This window comes from Candidatus Krumholzibacteriia bacterium, assembly GCA_035268685.1.
GTDB lineage: Bacteria > Krumholzibacteriota > Krumholzibacteriia > JAJRXK01 > JAJRXK01 > JAJRXK01.
In genome coordinates, this window is sequence record DATFKK010000021.1 from 67,125 (window position 1) to 86,593 (window position 19,469).

Consider the following 19,469-nt stretch of genomic DNA (forward strand, 5'->3'; position numbering starts at 1 on the left):
GATCTCAGTCGAGGTGAGCGCGATCGCTGTCGCCCATCTCCACGCCGCCGTCCGGGAAGTAGTCCCGCCAACGGTGCTCGACGGTCGACGCCGTGTGCTCGTCGCAGAAGAGTTCCTCGGGGAATCCCGGCTTGAGCCGAGCGTCGATCAGCACCGGAGGCTCGAACGACGGGTGCAACCGCTGCAGTCGAACGCTCGAGCCGTACACGTCGGCGGCGGGTTCGAAGCGAGTGAAGGTCACCCACAGGAAGTTGAAGTCACTGCGGGCAGCCTGGGCGGCGTCGTCGGCCAGGACGACCAGTGGCCAGGGGGCGAAGGCCGGATCGCGTACGAGGCGTTCTGCGGCCTCGGGGTCGTCCACCGCGCTCGGGCCTTCGATCACCAGGCAACCTCCGCAGTAGACCTCGGCCCGCCGGACACCGGCCGGCAGCTCGCCGCGGAACTCGCGGGGGAGCTCACGGATCGGATCTCCCACGCCGAGCAGGACTCCCTTGCTGCCCTCGTTCACCTGCGGGCCGTTGTAGTCGAGGGTGTCCATGGACAGGTTGCCGAAGACGTACAGATCGGTGCGCGGGTCGAACCGCTGAAGCACGTGCTCGAGCGTGCCGCGGAAGTCCCGGAGGTCGCGCTCGCGGTCGAGCACCAGCAGGAACTTGGTGAGCGAGAGCTGGCCCTCTCCCAGGATCCGGAAGGCAGCGCTCATGGCCTCGCGCTTGTAGCGCTGCTTGACCACCGCCGCCGACAGCGAGTGGTAGCCGGTCTCGCCGTAGCTCCAGAGGTCCACGACGTTCGGCATGACCAGGGGGAAGACCGGTGAGAGAAGTTCCTGCAGGAAGTCGCCGATGAAGAAGTCCTCCTGCCGTGGCTTGCCGACGACCGTGGCGGGCAGGATCGCGTCACGCCGACGCACGATCGAACGGACCTTCATCACCGGATAGTCGTGACGCAGCGAGTAGTAGCCGTAGTGGTCGCCGAAGGGACCCTCGGGTCGGCGTACACCGGGCAACGCCTCGCCCACGACCACGTACTCGCAGTTGGCCACCAGGGGCAGCGGGCCGTAGGGATTGTCGGCCATCGCCAGGCGCTCGCCCGCCAGCAGCGAGGCCAGCAGGAGCTCGGGCACGTTCTCGGGCAAGGGCGCGATCGCCGACAGGATCAGCGCCGGAGGACCACCCAGGAACACGTTCACCGGCAGGGCCGCGCCCCGCGCCTCGGCGACCTGATGATGGAAGCCCCCGCCCTTGCCGATCTGCCAGTGCAGTCCGAAGTGCTCGTCGTCGTAGCGCTGCATGCGGTACATGCCGAGGTTCGGCGCGCCGGCGTCGTCGGGATGCTCGGTGTAGACCAAGGGTAGCGTGACGAAGGGACCTCCGTCCTTCTCCCAGGTGGTCAGCAGCGGCATGCGCCCGGCCTTCGGCGAGGACTCCCGCACGTCGAGCACCGGGGCGTCGCGCCGCTTACGCAGCCCGATCCGAAGCAGGGGCGCCGCCAGGTCGCGCTGGCTCCACATGCGTCCCAGCGTGGGCGGCATGAGCACGTGCGGCAGGGCCGCGATGCGTTCCACGAGCTCCTTCGGCCGGCGGCCGAAGGCCATCTCGACCCGCTCGGCCGTTCCGAACAGGTTGGTCACGGTCGAGCGGTCGTGTCCCTTCAGGTTGCGGAACAGCAAGGCCGGTCCGCCCGCAGCGATCACCCGTCGGTGGATCTCGGGTGCCTCGAGGTGCGGGTCGACCGGGGCGTCGATCTCGACGAGGTCACCGCGCTCACGCAGGCGGGACAGAAAGGTCCGGAGGTCGGGAAACAGGGATTCCACGCGGGCCTCGGGGGTCGGGAGGAGAGGATCCCGAAGCTAGCCGAGGGGATCGCCCCGGGCAAGCGGACGGGTCCCGGCCCTGGCGCCGGGGGCTTGGCGAGGCGCATCGGGACAGTGTACGTTCCTCGGAGAGAGTTGCATCGCGCCCCCTCCTGCGACGCCGAGGAGCGACGTGGTCGACATCATCCGGTGTGAACGCTGCGGCAAGGTGATCCCCGCTCTCGAGACGGGATGCCCGTACTGCGAGGAACCCGACCGGGGGCTCGGCGAGCCCCACTACCTGCCTCTGGCGATCCGCCTGCTGCTCGGCCTCTTCGCCGTGAACGTCACGGTGACCATGGTTCTGGCCGTCGCCACGCTCCTGAACAACTTCGGGGGCTCCCTGCGCGATTCGGTCCTCACCCTCCTTGCGACCCTGCGCTTCCTCACCGCCGCCGGCAGTCTCCTGGCGCTCGTCCTGCGCGAGCCGTGGGGACGCCACGTGCCGCTGGTCTTCGTCGGTTTCGAGGCGCTGACGGGCATCGCGATCACCATGGGGTGGCTGCCCGACGCCCGCTGGGCGGGAGGAATGCTCGCGCCCCTCTGGAACGTCCTGTTCCTCTTCCTCTTCCTGCGGGAGGACGTCCAGGTGCGCTTCGACCCCGGCATCCTCGATCGTCGGGCGGTGGGCGAGCTCCTCTCGCAGGTCGGTCGTCCCGAGTCGAAACGCCGACGTCGATTCCCGGGTCGCGGTTGAGCACCGTGGCCGGACTGCTGCTGACCGGGGCCAGGCTCTTCGACGCCCGCGGCGATCTGCGCGGCGATTCGGTGCTGGTCTGTGACGGCCGGATCGCAGCGTTCGGGCCGCGACGGGAACTCGAGCTCGACGCCGCGTGCGAGGTGATCGACCTGGGTGGGGCCCTGTTGCTCGCAGGGATGACCGACACGCACACCCACTTCTTCGAGTGGGCGCGGCGACGGGCAGGGATCGATCTGTCCGGAGCGCAGTCCTTCGACGATCTCCTGACCACACTGCGTGCGGCCGCCGCATCGGTTCCCGACGATCCGGAATGGATCGGCGGTGGGGGCTGGGATCCACACTTCCTCGGCGACCGCGGACGCTTCACGCGGCAGACCCTCGACCAGGTCTTCGGCGACCGGCCGGTGTTCTTCGAGGCCCGGGACTACCACACCCTGTGGTGCAATACCGAAGCATTGCGCCGGGCGGGCGTGATGGACGGCCGGGCCGAGGCGCCCGCGGGAGGATGGATCGGACGCGACGCCGCGGGCCGGCCCGACGGTCTGTTGCACGAGACCGCGTGGGAACTGGTGCGCACGGCGCGACCGCCGGTGAGCGATGCCGTCGCCGACCGGTGGCTCGACGAATCCCGCGACGCCCTGCACCGCCTGGGGCTGACCGGCGTGCACTGCATGGAGCCGATGGACGTGCTGGCCCATTACCGACGCCGTGCCGACGCGGGGCGGGCCGGACTGCGCATCTGCTTCCACACGCCGCTCGAGGATCTCGACGCCCGCATCGAGCGCGGTGAGGCCTCGTACGCGGGTCGGGACCCGTGGCTGCGTCTCGGCGGGGTGAAGGTCTTCATGGACGGCTCCATGGGTTCGCGGACCGCGGCCATGTACGACGCCTACCCCGACGGTGGAGCCGGGACGCTGTTGATGGAAGCCGACGAGCTCGTCGCGGTGCTCGACCGCGCAGCCGGCGCTTCGATCGCCGGGACCGTGCACGCCATCGGAGACCGGACGGTCGACGTGGTCACCGAGGCGATCGAGACGGTCCGGGCCCGGTACGGCGGCCACCTGCGCCACCGTATCGAACACGCCCAGTGTGTTCGTGCCACCACCGTCCCGCGACTGGCCCGCCACGGAATCGTGTGCGCGATGCAGCCCGTGCACCTCGAGGACGACCTTCCACTGCTCGACCGAGAGTGGGGCGCCGCAGCGGCGCGGGCCTATCCGCTACGCGAGATGTGGGACGCGGGGGTTCCCGTGTGTCTGGGCAGCGACATGCCCGTGGCCACGCCCGATCCGTGGCACGGCCTCCGCCTCACCGTGGCCCGTCGCGGTCGCGACGGCCGCGAGTTCCACCCGGAGCAGGCCCTCGCGGTGGACGAAGCACTGGCCGGATACACCGCGGCCGCGGCCCCGGCCGGTGGTCGGGAGGCCGATCTCGGCCGGATCGCAGTCGGGATGCGCGCCGATCTCACGGCCGTCGACGACATCCGCGGGGAGGATGCCGACACGTGGTCGGCCGATCGGGTCCGACTCACCATGGTCGACGGAGCCGTGGTCCACCACGCCGTGTGAGCCTTCCGGCGGCGATCCCGCGTTCCGAGCCCCGAGCGAGGTGGAGCGGACGGAAGAGTCCGATAGGACGGTGGCACGTCGGGGCTTGATATTTCGACGTCGAGGTTGGATTTTATGGTCTGGTCGGCCGGATCAGGACCGGTCGCGACCGACCCTCGTTCGCGGAGTGTTTCGACTTGATCTCCCAGACCGCCGAGTACGCCCTGCGCGCCGTCGTGTGCCTCGCCCGATCCCCGCGCGAGCGACGGTGGACCGTGCACGACATCCACTCGACGACGGACGTCCCGGAGGGATACCTGTCGAAGGTCATGCAGCAGCTCGCGCGCGCGGGAATCGTACGATCGCAACGCGGCAGGGCGGGGGGATTCCACCTGGCACGCCCGGTCGACGACCTGAGCGTGCTCGACGTGATCAACGCGGTCGATCCCTTTCAGCGGATCCGCCACTGCCCCCTGGGCCTTCCCGAGCACGAGCACGAACTGTGTGCGCTGCACCGCCGGGTGGACCTCGAGATGGCGCGCGTGGAACGTGCCTTCGGCGAGACCAGCTTCGCGGAGCTCTTGAGCGAGCCCGGACCGCACTGGCCGCTGGGTCTGGAGAACCGCGACGACTAGCGCAGGGTGGCCTCGAAGGCGGCGTACCAGATGGCTCCGTCGTACAGCGGCACGAGGGCGTTGATCCCGCGGGTCGTGAACTCGGGGTAGGTGATCTCGTCGCCGAGCAGGTTCTCGCCCGAGACGCTCAGGTGGTAGTTTCCGGGTGCCCCCACGCCGAGTCGACCCAGGTCGAGGCGCAGTCGTGCCGACAGCAGGTGGAAGTCGCCCGGACGAGGATTGACCTCGGGCACGGCGACGTCGGTGATGTCGTTCACCTGCGTGGGATCGAGGAAGGAACTGTTCCACACCCCGAACGAGTGTCCGGCACCGCGGTGGACGAAGCCGCCCTTGAGCATGGTCTGCGGATGCAGTGCGGCGTTCTCACGGCCCTGGTCGTCCTCGTCCTGAGCGAAGGAGGCGTTGCCCTCGAGCATCAGACCACGGCCGAGTTTCATGCGGCCCTCGAACTCCAGTCCCACGAATTCGTGCTCGCCTCCGTTGACGTTCTGGACGAACGACTCTCCGTCGTGCTCGACCCAGCGGCGGACCACGATGTCACTCATCGTGCTGTGGTATCCGGTCACCGCCGCGGTGAAGGTCTCACCGCGGAAGGCCACCTGGGCCTCGTAGGTGTCCACGAGCTCCGGACGCAGTTCGGGGCTGCCGCGGAAGACCGGATGGTCGAAGGACTTCTCGAGCTGCGAGCCGCTCCGGAAGGCCTGGCTGTACAGGAACTTCAGGGTGAGCCGGTCGTGGGGGTGAGTGATCACCGCGGCGCGTGGCGACACCCGGCCGTCGATCCCCTCCACGCGATTGTACTGAGCGCCTGCGACCAGCTTCAGGCGCTCGTGGGGCCAGTGGTCGCCCTGGACGTAGAAACTTCCGGCCGTCTCGTCGCCACCGAGCAGGAGGTCGCTGTAGTGGTCGGTGTACTGGACGGTGCCCCCGACGAGTAGGCGCGTGGTGGGGGCGACGTCGTAGTCGAGGGTCATCTCGGCGAGCACGTCCTCGACGTCCACCACCTTGCCCCCGTCGGGCTGCCAACTGAACCACTCGTGGTCGTTGTAGGTGAGGTTCAGGTTCCCGTGCAGGTCCTCGGTCAACGCGTGCTGGTATCCCACGTCCCCGAACACCGCCACCGATCGCCCGTTGCCCCAGGCCCGCTCGGGCATCCACGCGTTCTCGGACATCCACAGCGATTCGGGCCGGAAGTCGGCGTAGTAGAACTGTGCCCGCAGCCCGCGATGCTGCATGTCGACGAACAGTCCCGTGGTCTCGCGGAACCAGTTGGTGGTGGCCGTCGAGTCCCGGTACCCGGTGAAGCTGTAGTCCGGACCCCCTTCGTTCCACCGGGACAGGGCCAACGTGAGGGCCAGGTCGCCGTCGCGGACGTGCACGTGCCCGCTCTGGGCCGACGCCCCGTGGTTGCCCGCGGTGACAGAGGCGCCCGCATCGAGCGACTCACCGTCGGCGCCCAGGGTGATCAGGTTGATCACCCCGGAATATGCATTCGAGCCGTGGAGTACCGATCCGGGGCCGCGGATCACCTCGACGTGGTCGAGGACTTCGATCGGGAAGACGGCGTAGATCGTGTGGTTGATACCGCCTGCGATGGGGTCGCGCAGAGGTCTTCCGTTGAGCAGGACGAGAACGTGGGTGTTGTAGGGGGTCAGCGTCTGCCGTCGCATGCTCAACAGGTTGTCGGTGAGCACGTTCGCGCTCAGGAACAGCGCGCTGGTCACGCGGTTGAGGACCTCGCCGAGGTTCCGTGCGCCGTAGGCGCGGATCTGGTCACGGCCGATGACGGTGACGATCGCCGGGGCGTCCTCGGCGCGTTCCGTCGCCTTCGAGGCTGCGGTGATCGGAACGTCCATCAGTTCCTCGATCGACAGATCGAGGACAGGGTCCCGGGGCTCGGCGGCACGAACCACCCGACCGGCCGGCCAGACCTGCAGCGTGATCGCCAGGCAGGCCACGGCGAGCATCCCTTGCAGGGTGCGGCTCCGACGGTCCGTGCGCTGGAATTCCACCATCTGAGACCTCGTTCCCGGCGTGTCCCACGCGTCGGTTCCGGCGCGGGGGAGTTCGAACTCGGTGGAACGAGCAAGCCCCGGACCGACGGGTCCGGGGCTCGTGGTCGGGGCGCCGGAGGAGCGAAGGTCAGTCGGCAGCGCCCCAGCGACGGGTGACGTAGGCCTCGACCATGCGGGTGAAGTCCTCGGCGATGGTCGGCCCCTGCAGCGTGCTGTGCAGCTCGCCGTCGACGAACACGGGAGCCTTGGGATCCTCACCGGTGCCCGGCAAGGAGATCCCGATGTCGGCGTGGCGGCTCTCACCCGGTCCGTTCACGACGCAGCCCATGACGGCCACGGCCAGTTCCTCGGCACCGGGATAGCGCTGGCGCCACTGCGGCATGCGCTCCAGGAGGTAGCCCTGGATGTCGTCGGCGAGTTCCTGGAAGAAGGTGCTGGTGGTGCGGCCACAGCCGGGGCACGCGGTCACCTGCGGGAAGAAGCTGCGCAGCTCCATGGACTGCAGGATCTGTTGGGCGATCCGTACCTCCTCGGTGCGGTCGCCGCCGGGGGCAGGGGTGAGGCTCACGCGGATGGTGTCGCCGATGCCTTCGGCCAGCAGGACGGCGATGCCCGCCGTGCTCGACACCGTGCCCTTCGAACCCATACCCGCTTCGGTCAGTCCGAGGTGGAGTGGAAGATCCGTGCGGCGGCCGAGACGGCGGTAGACCTCGATCAACTCGGGGACCGCACTCACCTTCGTGCTCAACACGATCCGGTCGTGACCCAGCCCGATCTCCTCGGCGGCGTCGGCGCTGCGGACCGCGCTCTCGACGATGGCGTCGAGCATCACGTCACGGGCCTCGCGGGGGCGGTCGCTCTTCGCGTTCTCGTCCATGAGCCGGGTCAACAGGTTCTGGTCGAGGGAACCCCAGTTGACACCGATGCGGACCGGACGGTCGTGGTCGATCGCCACCTGTACCATGGTGCGGAAGTTCTCGTCGTGCGAGCGGCTGGTACCGACGTTCCCCGGGTTGATGCGGTACTTCGCGAGGGCTTCGGCGCAGCCCGGCACCTCGCGCAGGAGTTTGTGGCCGTTGTAGTGGAAGTCCCCGACCAGCGGCACCTCGATGCCGGCGTCTTCGCAGCGCTGCCGGATCTCGGCCACGCACTCGGCGGCGCGCTTCGTGTTCACCGTGATCCGGACGACCTCGCTGCCGGCGCGCGCGAGGTCGATCACCTGTGCGGCAGTACCCGCGGCGTCCTCGGTGTCGGTGTTGGTCATCGACTGCACCATGACCGGGTGATCGCTGCCGACGGGAATGCTCCCGATCCAGCAGGTCGGCGTGCGTCGTCGCTGCGGCTTCACGGTCGGGTCACTCTCCCTGCTCGGCGGATTCCTCGGCCAGGATCCGGTCGACGGTGTTGTAGGTCACGCTGTGGTAGCCCGGCCGCGCGCGTTCGTAGATCTCCTGCGCGCGATCGAGACCGTTCTCGGCTCCGAGCAACGCTTCGAAGAGCGGTTGCACGAACTTGCGGCGCCCGACCTCGAGCAGGAACTGCTCGACCTGCGGGTCGGCGGCGCGATAGCCCGTTTCCAGCGACAGGATCAACCACTCGCACAGGATCTCGTAGTTGCGGCTGTGCGTGAGGTCGAAGGCCCCGTCCAGGGTCGCCATGCGCGCCGGTTCGAGATCGTCGGGGAGTACGTCGAGGAAGTGGATCCACTCGAAGGCGGTCCAGGCCTCGGTGCCGGGCAGGGTTCCGTTCCCGACGAAGCGGGCGGCGGCGGCATCCACGCGACCGAAGGCATCGCTCTGCGCCACCGGCGCGGTGTCGGGCACGCCGGGCTGGTGCAACCACACGTCCAGATCGATGCGCGCGGCGGCCTCTGGATCCTTCGTGAAGAGCTCGTCGTGCAGGATCTCGACGAAGCGGCCGGTGGTCATGGTCTCGAAGGCGTGGGTGTCGAAGTACTCGCGCAGGAAGCGATCGAAGGTCGTGCGTCCGAATGTCTCCTCGAATCGGCGCAGCAGCAGGTAGCCCTTCTCGTAGGGGACGTTCGAGAAGGCGTCGTCCGGGTGACGTCCCGCCAGGTCGACGACGAGCCGCGTGTCGGGATGCTCGTGGCCCATGTCGTCGAGGTCCTCGATCAGGTCGTCACGACCGATCATTGCCTCCATCTCACTGCGTTCGCGTCCGAACAGCTTCTCGATGATCCGTCGCTCGAGGTACACGGTGAAGCCCTCGTTGAGCCAGAAGTCGTCCCAGGTCGCGTTGGTGACCAGGTTGCCGCTCCAGCTGTGCGCGAGTTCGTGTGCGATCAACGCCACCAGCGAACGATCACCGGCGATGATCGTCGGCGTGGCGAAGGTCAGCCGCGGATTCTCCATGCCGCCGTAGGGAAAGGCCGGCGGCAGCACCAGGACGTCGAAGCGGCCCCATCGGTACGGTCCGTACAGCTCCTCGACGGCCACGATCATGTCCTCGGTATCGACGAACTCGGCGTGGGCGTCGTCGACGATCTCGGGCTCGGCCCACACACCGGACCGCGGACCGATCTCACGGAAGGCGAGGTCGCCCACGGCCATGGCGATCAGGTAGCTGGGAATCGGCTGGGGCATGTGGAAGCGGAACACGCCCTCCTCGGACGGATCGCTGCGGTCCTCGGCCGCCATGAGCGCACGCAGCCCGTTGTCGACCCTTAGTACGGCGTCGTAGGTGATCCGCACCGACGGGTCGTCGAAGAGGGGGATCCAGCTCCGATTGTAGATCGACTGGCCCTGCGAGTAGACGAAGGGGTGGTCTCCACCGGCGGTCTGTCCCGGTTCGAGCCACTGCAGTCCCGCGGCCTCGGGACGGCTGGCGTAGTCGACCTTGATACGGTCGGCGCCGTCGGGCAGCGTCACGAGCAGGTCGCGCCCCTTTCCGGGCACGGCGTCGCGCAGCTCCCACTCGGCCTCGACCCAGGTATCACCGGGGTCGACCCACACCGCGTGCAGCACGAGGCCGTTGGTGTGCAGGAGCACGGGGGCGTCGATCTGTTCGGCCTCGCGTACGTGATGCACTGCGTGGCCGTGGACGATGCGTTGCTGGAAGTCGACGGTCAGATCGAGTTCGACGTGATCGATCACGCGGGCCTCCGGTCGTCGTGGTGCGGGGGAGTCGGCGGGAGGATCACTCCGCGGTTGCTCCTACCCTCGATCCTCACCTGCAGGGGGTGGTCGAAGCGCAGGTGACGGACGTGGTCTGTCTCCCGGACCCGGGCGTGGCCCTCCAGCCAGTCCCAGTCGATCCGGTCGTCGCCGGCGTAGGAGTTCACCGTGAAATAGGCGATCCGCAGCGACGTCATGTTCTGGAAGAAGTGCGTGCCCTGACTCGGGGTGACCCGGAAGTTCTCGAGCGACGTCTCCACGATCACGCGGGCCGCGGAGATCTGATCCCACGTGACCGGTATCCCCAGCCACGGATCGGAACTTCCCCAGCGGCCGGGTCCGATCAAGATACAGCGTCGGCCCTCCGCGGCCAGAACGGCGTTGATCTCGCCGACCTCTTCGGCGATCCGTCGCGTCCGGGAGGCGTCGAAGGCCGAGGGGCAGACGTAGATGACGTCGCACAGGTCGTTCATGCGCCCGTTGCCCAGGGCCGCCGTGCTGAAGCACAGGGCCCGCTCGATCTGCTCGTTCCGCAACGCCACGTCCTCGGGTTCACCCCCCGCCGCCAGGCGCCGGAGCTGCAGGAAGCCGAAGGTGGCCTCGTCGCTGCGCAGATCCACGGCGAACTCCATTTCGACCTCGCTGCCCATTCCGGCGACCCCGGTGTCGAGGACCTCGCGCAGGAGGGCGGCCAGGGGGAAGGCATCGCTGTTGAGGATCGGCGCGAAGGTGAGGGCCGGATAGCCGTCCTTGCGCAGGCCCTCGACCATGCGGTCGTTCTGCGGCTGGTAGGTCGACGTCAGCAGGGGGAGCACGCCGTCCGGGCGCGCGTCGTCGACATCGAGCCGCAGGAGATTCGTGTCCTCCTCGATCCCCGGCAAACGGTGGGGATGCTGCAGATCGAGGGCGTAGAACTGCCGCTGGGCGTTCTCCAGCGTCGACTGCACGGAACTGAAGGCCGGCACGCTCCTCGGGTGCCGCGGCGAGAAGCGCAACGCCTGCAATCCGCCGGCGACCTGCCGCCCCAGGCCGAGGGCGACGACGGCGATCCCGTCCTCGCCCCGCATCGGCGCGATCGGGTAGTAGTTGAAGGAGCGGGCCACCCCCGAGATGTGCGGGTAGAAGCGGTCGCCGTGCCGTGATCCCACGACCTGCTGCAGGACCACCGCCATCTTCTCGTCCTCGATCCGCGAGCCGGTCGACTCGGCGTAGGCCTTGGCCGCACGGCTGAACGTGGACGCGTACACCAGCTTGATCGCCCGTGAGAGCTGGGCCAGGCGGACGTGCGCGTCGGGATGACTGTTGGGCACCATGTAGGTGCGGTAGATCCCCGCGAAGGGCTGCGAACTGCTGTCCTCGAGCAGGCTCGAACTGCGCACGGCGAGCGGGTAGTCGATCCGCCGGAGGAAGTTCTCGAGGTCGCTGCTCACGTGTGCGGGCAGCTTGGCCGTCGAGAAGCGATGGGCGATCTCCTCGTCGGTGTTGTTGCCGTAGGCCAGGTCGAGCAGCTCGTTGTCGGCGAGGAATTGATCGAACACGTCGGTGGCGATCACGGCCGTGCGCGGCACCGTCACGTTGATGTCGGGGAATCGATCGTGCAGCGCCGGATGGTGTTGCAGCATGGCGTTCGCGAAGGCCAGGCCGCGCCCCTTGCCGCCCAGACTGCCGTGGCCGATCCGCACGAAGGGGCTTCGTTCGTCGAAGCGCGTCGGTGCGAAGTCGGTCACGATCCCGCGCTGGGTCTCGAGCCGGTGGGCGCGCATGGTGTCGACGAGGTAGCGCCGGAGTTGGTCGATGCTGTCGAAGTCCTCGATCCGGAAGGGGCGGATGCGCGAGGCCAGGCCGAACTCGGTGCGCGCGCGGAGCCAGTTGCTGAAGTCGTTGCGCAGGGCGTGGTGGCGCAGGGATTCGTCCGGAATGCTCTGCAGCTGTTCCTCGAGTTCGCGCAGATTGCGCGCGCGGCCCCACTCCGAACCGTCGGGTACGATGAACACGAAATCGCCGAATCCGAAGTGCCGTTCGACGAAGACCTTCAATTCCTTGAGCAGGCGGTGCGAGCGCTTGTGGATGAAGTGCACGCCGATCTCGCGAGCGAGCTTGCGGGCCTCGGCGTCGCTGGACTGCAGTAGCATGGGCATGGTCGGATCGTCGCCCTTGATCCGCTTGAGCAGTTCGAGCCCGGCCATGGGATCGTTGCCGCCGTCGCCGTAGGCATCGGGCGGAAAGCTCTTGTCGCTGATCACGCCCAGCATGAACGGCCGGTACTTCTCGTACACGTCGATGGCGTCCTCGCGGTTCTGTGCCAGCAGGACCTTGGGCCGTGCGCGCAGGCGTAGCAGCCGATTCGCGAGATTCACGCCGTCGTCCATGAGCAGGTGGGTCTGCTTGACGAGCACCGTGTAGAGGAGGGGCAGGTACAGCGAGATGAAGCGGGCCGAGTCCTCCACGAGCAGGATCGTGCGCACACGAGCGACCTCGGTGTCGTGATCGACGTTCCAGCGGTCCTCGAGCATCTTGATGATCGCGATGAACAATCGGGCGTCGCCCGACCACAGGAAGACGTGGTCCACCGCATCGGGGTGGCGTTCCGCGGTCAACCGCTGCAGCTCGCCGATGTCGAAGGCCAGCAGTACGACCGGGCAGTTCGGTTCGATCTGCTTGATGCGCCGCCCCAGGCGCAGGCCGTCGAGGTTGCCGATCCTCGAGGTCGTGATGACGAGGTCGAAGGGTTGCTGCTCGATCAGTTCCAGGGCCTCGGCCGCCGTCGCCACGCGCGTCACGCGGGGGCCGTCGCTGAGGTTCAGCGACACGTACTCGTTGAGGATCAGCTCGGTGAGACGCCCGCCCTCTTCGATGACGAAGGCGTCGTAGGCACTGGCCACCACCAGGATGTTGCGGACCCGATGGGGCATGAGGCGCTCGAAGCTGGCCTCGCTGCGGCGGGTCTGGGCGAAGAGTCCGGACAGACCGGCGGATTCGACCATGACGACCTTCGGACGGGGTGGGTGTCGCCTCTGCGGCAACGAAAACGGGCCGAGACGCGGTGAGGATGTCCCTCGGCGCCCCGGCCCGTCAACGATCGGCCACGTGGATGGTCTCCGCGGCCGGGTGGGCTAGATCAGGCCCTGCTCCAGCATGGCGTCGGCCACCTTCAGGAAGCCGCCGATGTTGGCGCCGTTCACGTAGTTGCCCGGCGTCCCGAACTCCTCGGCCGTCCGATGGCAGTTCTCGTGGATGTCGATCATGATCCGGTGGAGCTGCTCGTCGACCTGCTCGCGGGTCCAGTTCATCCGCTGGTCGTTCTGGGCCATCTCGAGGCCGCTGACGGCCACGCCGCCGGCGTTCGCGGCCTTGCCCGGCCCGTAGAGGATGCCCTTCTCCACGAAGAGCTCGACGGCCTCCGGCGTGCTCGGCATGTTCGCGCCCTCGCTCACCACGAAGCCGCCCTGCTCGAGGAAGGCCTTGGCGTCGTCGAGGTTCAGCTCGTTCTGCGTCGCACTCGGAAGGGCCACGTCGCCCCCGACGCGCCAGACGCCGGTGCCGTCGTGGTACTCCGCACCGAACTTGTCGGCGTACTCCTTGATCCGGCCGCGCTTGACGTTCTTCAGCTCCATCACGTACTGCAGCTTCTCGGCGTCGATGCCGTCCTTGTCGACGATGAAGCCGGACGAGTCGCTCAGCGTGATGACCTTGCCGCCGAGTTCGATGACCTTCTCGGTGGCGAACTGGGCCACGTTCCCCGAGCCCGACACCAGGACCTTCTTGCCCTCGAAGCTGTCGCCGCGGGTCTTGAGCATCTCTTCGGCGAAGTACACCGCTCCGTAGCCCGTCGCTTCGGGCCGGATGAGGCTGCCGCCCCAGTTCAGGCCCTTGCCGGTGAGCACGCCGGCGTGGAAGGCGTTCTTGATCTTCCGGTACTGGCCGAACAGGAAGCCGATCTCGCGACCGCCCACGCCGATGTCGCCGGCCGGCACGTCGGTGTCGGGACCGATGTGGCGCTGCAGCTCGGTCATGAAGCTCTGGCAGAAGCGCATGACCTCGTCGTCGCTCTTGCCCTTCGGGTCGAAGTCGCTCCCGCCCTTGCCGCCGCCGATGGCGAGCGTGGTCAGGCTGTTCTTGAAGACCTGCTCGAAGGCCAGGAACTTGAGGATGCCCAGGTTCACACTGGGATGGAAGCGCAGGCCGCCCTTGTAGGGGCCCAGAGCGCTGTTCATCTCGATCCGGAAGCCACGGTTCACGTGGACGTCGCCGTTGTCCGCCTGCCAGGGCACGCGGAACATGATCACGCGTTCCGGCTCGCAGATCCGTTCGAGGACCCGGGCCTTCTTGTACTCCGGGCGCTGATCCACGACCGGCAGGAGGGATTCGACGACTTCTTCGACGGCCTGGTGGAATTCCTTCTCCGCCGGGTTCTTGGCGATGATGCCTTCCATGAAGGCCTGCACGGCACTGGACATGCCCGTTCCTCCTACCGGTTCGACTGGGTTCTAGTGGTCCCGGATCGGACGTTGGCCGGCGCGACGAGAACGGGGACGAGGCGATCGACGTAGACGGAGTCCCAAGCGATGTCCACCCGGATCGGATTCCCTCGTCACCCGCGTCGGTCCGCCGAGGCGGGAATGGGGTGCACGACGGGCCGTGCACCATTGCGACCGGACGGAATGGTACGGGCCGGGCAGGGGGTGCCCAACATCCAAAACGTGATGATCCGGGCGGAATCGGGCCCCGGAGGCGGGTTGGGGCGCCGTCGAGGCCGGGTGGCTCGGGCCTGACCTCGGGCCGGACACGGAAAAGGCCGCCGGCAGGTCACCGGCGGCCCTCTCGGAAGTTGGTTGCGGGGGAGGGATTCGAACCCTCGACCTTTGGGTTATGAGCCCAACGAGCTACCAGACTGCTCCACCCCGCGGCGTTCAGCGGTGCGCAACCTAAGCGCGAACCGGGGGTGTGTCAAGACGGACCGTCGGGCGGGTCGGCGCGCTCGCCGCCGACCAGATGGTGCACCTCTTCGTGGGGACGCTGCATCCGGTACAGCTCGCGCGCCACGCGTTCCAGCTCGTGGCCGCCGGGCTCCAGCAGAGCCTCGGTCGCCCGCTCGTGCGCCGCGCGCTCGGTTCGTAGCGTCTCCAGTTCGGCCCGCAGGTCGCCGACCTGCTCCTCTGCGTCGCGCACGGCCAGCCAGCCTGCGTCGCCGAAGATCATGACGTAGAACAACAGGGCCAGGGCGAAGCCGACCCCGAGCCAGTGGCGCCGCTGACGGCGACGCCGCTGCGCCCGGATGCTCCGGACGAAGGGCGCGTCCCGCTCCGCCGCGCGACGCATCGCGTCAGGCCTCGTCGCTCTCGACGTCGTCCTCGGTGACGCCGGGGAGGTTGTAGAAGCACTCCTCGCCCGGATAGATCGCGAGGTCGCCGAGTTCCTCCTCGATCCGCAGCAGCTCGTTGTACTTGGCGATCCGGTCGGTCCGCGACATCGAGCCGGTCTTGATCTGACCGGCGTTGGTGGCCACGGCCAGGTGGGCGATCGTGACGTCCTCGGTCTCGCCGCTGCGGTGGCTGATCACGTTGGTGTAGCTGGCGACCTTGGCCATCTCGATGGTCCGCAGGGTCTCGGTCAGGGTGCCGATCTGATTCAACTTCACCAGGATCGAGTTGGCGATGTCCTCGTCGATGCCGCGGGCGAGGCGCTCGGGGTTGGTGACGAAGAGGTCGTCCCCGACGATCTGGACGGTGTCGCCGAGTTCCTCGGTCATCAGGCTCCAGCCCTCCCAGTCGTTCTCCGCCAGACCGTCCTCGATCGACTGGATCGGGTACTGGTCGACCAGGTCGCCGTAGAAGCGGACCATGCGCTCGGCGTCCCAGCTCTCGCCGCCCTCGGCGCCCAGGACGTAGCCGCCGTTGCGGTGGAACTCGCTGGCCGCGGCGTCGAGGGCCAGCACGATGTCGGTCCCGGCCACGTAGCCCGCCTTCTCCACGGCCTCGAGGATCACCTCGATCGCCTCGGCGTTGCTGCGCAGGTTGGGGGCGAAGCCTCCCTCGTCGCCGACGCTGGTGGCGTAGCCGCGGCCCGACAGGACCTTCTTGAGGTGGTGGAAGGTCTCGGCGCCCATGCGCAGGGCCTCGCTGAAGCTCTTGGCCCCGACCGGCATGATCATGAATTCCTGCAGGTCGACGTTGTTGTCCGCGTGCGCCCCGCCGTTGAGCACGTTCATCATCGGCACGGGGAGCATCCGGGCGGCCACACCGCCGATGTAGCGGTACAGGGACATCCCCGTGGCGTTCGCCGCCGCGTGGGCCACGCCCAGGCTCACGCCCAGCACCGCGTTGGCCCCGAGCTTCGACTTGTTCGGCGTGCCGTCGGCCTCGATCAGGAGCCGGTCGACCAGCGCCTGGTCGAGCGCGGTCACGCCCTCCAGCTCGTCGGCGATCACGTTGTTGACGTTCTTGACCGCATCGAGGACACCTTTACCCAGGTAGGCCTTGTCGTCGTTGTCGCGGAGCTCGACGGCCTCGTGTTCGCCCGTCGATGCTCCCGAGGGAACGGCGGCGCGGCCGACGGATCCGTCCTCGAGCAGCACCTCGACCTCGACGGTCGGGTTGCCGCGCGAATCGATGATCTGGCGGGCGTGGATGCGTTCGATCTCGATCATGGTGTGGCCGTCCTGGTGGTGGGGCGGGCGTTCCGGCGACCTCCGGAGCGCGAACGGGCGGATGATAGGTCTGCACCCGGGCCTGGTCAATAGGCCGTGTGCCGTCTAAACATAGGTCACACGGCGGTTTAGGGGCGATCACGATTCCGGTCCGGATTCGCTCCGAATCGTGCAACCGCCGGGGAGGTCCGGGCGTAGTGCCCGTGACCGGAGCTGTCGGAGCGAGCGGCCAGCCGACCGGTGGGTCGGCGGCCGGATCGCAGCGGAAGGCGACGGTCTTGCAAAGCGATGCCCAGGTGATCGCCCGCGCCCGGCGCGGTGAGGAGGCGGCCTTCGCCGAGCTCCTCGCGCGCTTCCGCGCCCCGGTCTTCAACCTCTGCCTGCGCATGTTGAAGAACCGCGACGATGCCGAGGACGTCGCCCAGGAGGTGTTCGTGAAGGTCTTCGGAATGCTCGAGCGGTACGACGACCGCTACGCGTTCCGGAGCTGGATCTTCAAGATCGCGGCGAACCAGAGCATCGACTTCATCCGCCGCAACCGGGTGAAGCTGCAGAGCCTGGACGAGCCGTTGAGCTACGGCGGGGAGGAGATCGAGCGCCAGTTTCCGGACGAGGCGCCCACTCCCGAGGAGACGGTCGAAACGGAGGAGATCGGTCGACTGCTGTCGAAGATCACCGAGGAGCTCCCGCCGCACTACCGATCCATGATCGTCCTGCGGCACCAGGAGCAGCTGAGCTACGAGGAGATCGCCGAGGTGCTGGAACTGCCCCTCGGCACGGTGAAGGCCCGGATCCACCGCGCGCGCGCCATGATGAAGGACAAGCTCCAGCGGCGGCGTGGGGGACTGGGATCGGTGCTCTGATGCGACGCGCGCCGGAGCCGGAACCCGGAGGAACGGAGGGAGCACCATGATGGCCGACCACGCGCGTTCGCGCGACGAGGGGCTGGATGCCCTGGTGGACGCCTACGTCGACGGGACGCTCGACGACAAGCAGGCCCTGCGCCTGCATCTGCGCGCCCAGGCCGACCCCGTGGTCGAGGAGCGGCTCCGGTCCACGCGCGCCTTCTTCGAGGCCCTGGAATCGATGCCACGGGACGAGCCCGGAGAGGAGTTCGACGCCGCCGTGCTCGCGCGCGTTCCGTTGGATCGTTACGCGAGCGCGCCGCGCCGCCGCCCGCCGGTGATCGTGATCGGTGACCTGGCGCCGTCGCGCCTGGCCCGTACGGTACGGTCGATGGGTCGGCTGTCGATCGCCGTGACGGCGGCCTACCTGTTGACGCTGGCCGTGGCCGGCACGCAGGTGGGATCGGTCGTCGCGAGCGGTGCCGATCGGGTGGCCGCGACCCTGCAGTCGTGGGCCGCGGCGAGCGAATCGGTGCCGGTGCTCGGGGCGCTCGTCGGCGTCCTGGGATCGATCCACCGTGTGGTGACGGCGTCCGTCGGTGGTCTCGCCGACGAAGTCGGTCTGCACGGGGCGACCGTGGTCCTGGGCCTGGTACTGGGTGTCGCCGTGCTGGTCGCGGCCACTGCCCAGCGCCGTCGGCGCGCCGGATCCCCGACCGTCGGGCACTGAGGCTCCGTTCCCGGCCCGGGTCTTCACCCCCCGCGAGGTCATCGCATGTCGCATCGCCGCCTCCTTCCGCTCGCACTCGGTGCGGGGGCGCTCCTGCTCGGGAGCGTCCCGTCGACCGTGGTGTGGGCCGCGCCCCAGGACGCGGCTCCGGAGGTCTCGGTGCGTGTGTCGGACTCCCCCGAGGCGGAGGCGCCGGAGGTCTTCACCGAAGAGGAACTCGACCAGCTCTACCGCGATCTCTACGGGATCCAGATGGAGCTCGGCCGGCGCAGTGGTCGCCCCGCCGACCTGGACTCCCTCCGCGCCGTCCGCGACAGCCTGCTGACCGAGATCCGAGGCCTCGCCCGCCAGATCGAACGTCGGGGCCGCGAACTCGACCGCCCCGGTCCCGCCGACGAGGAATGGCAGCGCGAGTTCGACACCTTCGTCCGCGAGCTCGAGTCCACGGCCGCCGACGCCGACTGGGACGGTCTGGCCGAGACCCTGGGTGAACATGCCGAGACCTGGGGCGAGGGTCTGGCCCTCCTCGGGAACGAGCTGAAGGAACTCCGGGTGGACATCGACGAGGATCGTGTCCGCATCGACACGGGCTCGGGCAGCCGCGTGACCTTCACGATTCCCCGTGAGGTCAAGGAGGAGCTCCGCCGCGGAATCGCCGAGGTCGGTGTCGAGCTGGAGCGTGTGCTCGGTGACTCGAACCGGGGCCAGTGGGGGCGCGAACTCGAGACCCTGCTCGACGAGCTGCCCGATGACGTGTCGGGCCGGTTCTTCCCCGGCCGTCAGCGCGAGAAGACGGTGATCGCCGAGTCGATCTTCCGGGTCGGCGAGGACGTCGAGGTGGGCGAGCACGAGATCGTCCAGGGCGACGTCCTGCTCATGGGCGGGGACGCCTACGTCGCGGGCGAGGTCGACGGCAACGTGTTCATCCTCTTCGGCGACCTGTTCGTGGAGGAGCGCGGCAGCATCGCCGCCGATGCCGTGAGCGTGGGCGGGCGCGTGCGGGTCGACGACGATTCCGAGGTCCGCGGCCGGCGCTTCGACGTGAGCACGTCGGTCCCGGGGATCGGTCCCGCTGTCTGGGGTGGTGGAGGCGGCATCGCCTGGTTGGTGCACTGGTCGCGCGTGGCGGTGCTGGCCCTGCTGATCGTGGCGGGCTTCCACCTGGTCGAGAAACGCATGACGAAGCTGGCGCAGCACGGGCAGGAGCACTACGTCCGCGATCTCGCGTCGGGAGCGCTCTGGTACGCCGTGGCACTCGGGCTGTTCGTCCTGGCCTCGGGCGGCCTGGTGATCTCGGTGATCGGGATCCCGGTGGTGCTGGTCCTGGTCGCCGGGTTCGGGATCGGATCGTTGCTGGCCTACGCG

General features: G+C 68.4%; 14 protein-coding genes and 1 tRNA gene. 6 read left to right on the forward strand and 9 right to left on the reverse strand.

The window, feature by feature from the left end:
* Positions 1-4: 4 nt before the first annotated feature.
* Positions 5-1,813: a UbiD family decarboxylase gene (locus tag VKA86_02235; protein ID HKK70007.1), complete on the reverse strand. Its 1,809-nt coding sequence runs from the start codon at positions 1,811-1,813 to the stop codon at positions 5-7.
* Between the two features lie 172 nt (positions 1,814-1,985).
* Between VKA86_02235 and VKA86_02240 the strand changes: the two genes are divergently transcribed.
* The 3 genes from VKA86_02240 (at position 1,986) to VKA86_02250 (ending at position 4,734) form a co-directional block, all read left to right on the forward strand.
* Positions 1,986-2,549, forward strand: coding sequence for a hypothetical protein (locus tag VKA86_02240; protein ID HKK70008.1), 564 nt, complete (start codon positions 1,986-1,988; stop codon positions 2,547-2,549).
* A 5-nt stretch (positions 2,550-2,554) separates the two neighbouring features.
* Positions 2,555-4,120, forward strand: a complete 1,566-nt coding sequence (locus VKA86_02245) for an amidohydrolase (protein ID HKK70009.1) — start codon at positions 2,555-2,557, stop codon at positions 4,118-4,120.
* 176 nt (positions 4,121-4,296) lie between these two features.
* Positions 4,297-4,734 (forward strand): Rrf2 family transcriptional regulator, encoded by a 438-nt coding sequence (locus VKA86_02250; protein ID HKK70010.1) that lies wholly within the window; start codon positions 4,297-4,299, stop codon positions 4,732-4,734.
* Here the strand turns inward: VKA86_02250 and VKA86_02255 are convergent.
* The 8 genes from VKA86_02255 to eno form a co-directional block, all read right to left on the reverse strand.
* Entirely contained in the window at positions 4,731-6,749 is a 2,019-nt protein-coding gene (locus VKA86_02255) for a TonB-dependent receptor (protein ID HKK70011.1), read from the reverse strand. The genes VKA86_02250 and VKA86_02255 overlap by 4 nt on opposite strands.
* Positions 6,750-6,876: 127 nt before the next feature.
* Positions 6,877-8,097, reverse strand: coding sequence for a flavodoxin-dependent (E)-4-hydroxy-3-methylbut-2-enyl-diphosphate synthase (ispG, locus tag VKA86_02260; protein ID HKK70012.1), 1,221 nt, complete (start codon positions 8,095-8,097; stop codon positions 6,877-6,879).
* 7 nt (positions 8,098-8,104) lie between these two features.
* On the reverse strand, positions 8,105-9,862 hold the full coding sequence (locus tag VKA86_02265) for a M1 family metallopeptidase (GenBank protein ID HKK70013.1): 1,758 nt from the start codon (positions 9,860-9,862) through the stop codon (positions 8,105-8,107).
* Entirely contained in the window at positions 9,859-12,867 is a 3,009-nt protein-coding gene (locus VKA86_02270; GenBank protein ID HKK70014.1) for a PEP/pyruvate-binding domain-containing protein, read from the reverse strand. Before VKA86_02270 ends, VKA86_02265 begins: the two co-directional genes overlap by 4 nt.
* Positions 12,868-12,996: 129 nt before the next feature.
* Complete coding sequence (gene gdhA / locus VKA86_02275; protein HKK70015.1) at positions 12,997-14,340, reverse strand: NADP-specific glutamate dehydrogenase; 1,344 nt, start codon at positions 14,338-14,340, stop codon at positions 12,997-12,999.
* Positions 14,341-14,712: 372 nt separating this feature from the next.
* A tRNA-Met gene (locus VKA86_02280) sits at positions 14,713-14,789 on the reverse strand.
* Between the two features lie 41 nt (positions 14,790-14,830).
* Positions 14,831-15,202, reverse strand: a complete 372-nt coding sequence (locus VKA86_02285) for a septum formation initiator family protein (GenBank protein ID HKK70016.1) — start codon at positions 15,200-15,202, stop codon at positions 14,831-14,833.
* A 4-nt stretch (positions 15,203-15,206) separates the two neighbouring features.
* Complete coding sequence (gene eno, locus VKA86_02290; GenBank protein HKK70017.1) at positions 15,207-16,529, reverse strand: phosphopyruvate hydratase; 1,323 nt, start codon at positions 16,527-16,529, stop codon at positions 15,207-15,209.
* A gap of 278 nt (positions 16,530-16,807) precedes the next feature.
* Here eno and VKA86_02295 point away from each other — a divergent pair, with 278 nt between their 5' ends.
* The 3 genes from VKA86_02295 to VKA86_02305 form a co-directional block, all read left to right on the forward strand.
* Entirely contained in the window at positions 16,808-17,392 is a 585-nt protein-coding gene (locus VKA86_02295; GenBank protein ID HKK70018.1) for a sigma-70 family RNA polymerase sigma factor, read from the forward strand.
* Between the two features lie 46 nt (positions 17,393-17,438).
* Positions 17,439-18,104: a hypothetical protein gene (locus VKA86_02300; protein ID HKK70019.1), complete on the forward strand. Its 666-nt coding sequence runs from the start codon at positions 17,439-17,441 to the stop codon at positions 18,102-18,104.
* A gap of 45 nt (positions 18,105-18,149) precedes the next feature.
* On the forward strand, positions 18,150-19,469 hold a 1,320-nt coding region (locus VKA86_02305; GenBank protein ID HKK70020.1), incomplete at its 3' end, for a hypothetical protein.

What these genes read in the sequence shown, in the direction of transcription:
- VKA86_02255 (HKK70011.1), bottom strand. Translation starts at nt 6,749, where the DNA reads ATGGTGGAATTCCAGCGCACGGACCGTCGGAGCCGCACCCTGCAAGGG.
- VKA86_02300 (HKK70019.1), top strand. Translation starts at nt 17,439, where the DNA reads ATGATGGCCGACCACGCGCGTTCGCGCGACGAGGGGCTGGATGCCCTG.
- VKA86_02285 (HKK70016.1), bottom strand. Translation starts at nt 15,202, where the DNA reads ATGCGTCGCGCGGCGGAGCGGGACGCGCCCTTCGTCCGGAGCATCCGG.
- eno (HKK70017.1), bottom strand. Translation starts at nt 16,529, where the DNA reads ATGATCGAGATCGAACGCATCCACGCCCGCCAGATCATCGATTCGCGC.
- gdhA (HKK70015.1), bottom strand. Translation starts at nt 14,340, where the DNA reads ATGTCCAGTGCCGTGCAGGCCTTCATGGAAGGCATCATCGCCAAGAAC.
- VKA86_02270 (HKK70014.1), bottom strand. Translation starts at nt 12,867, where the DNA reads ATGGTCGAATCCGCCGGTCTGTCCGGACTCTTCGCCCAGACCCGCCGC.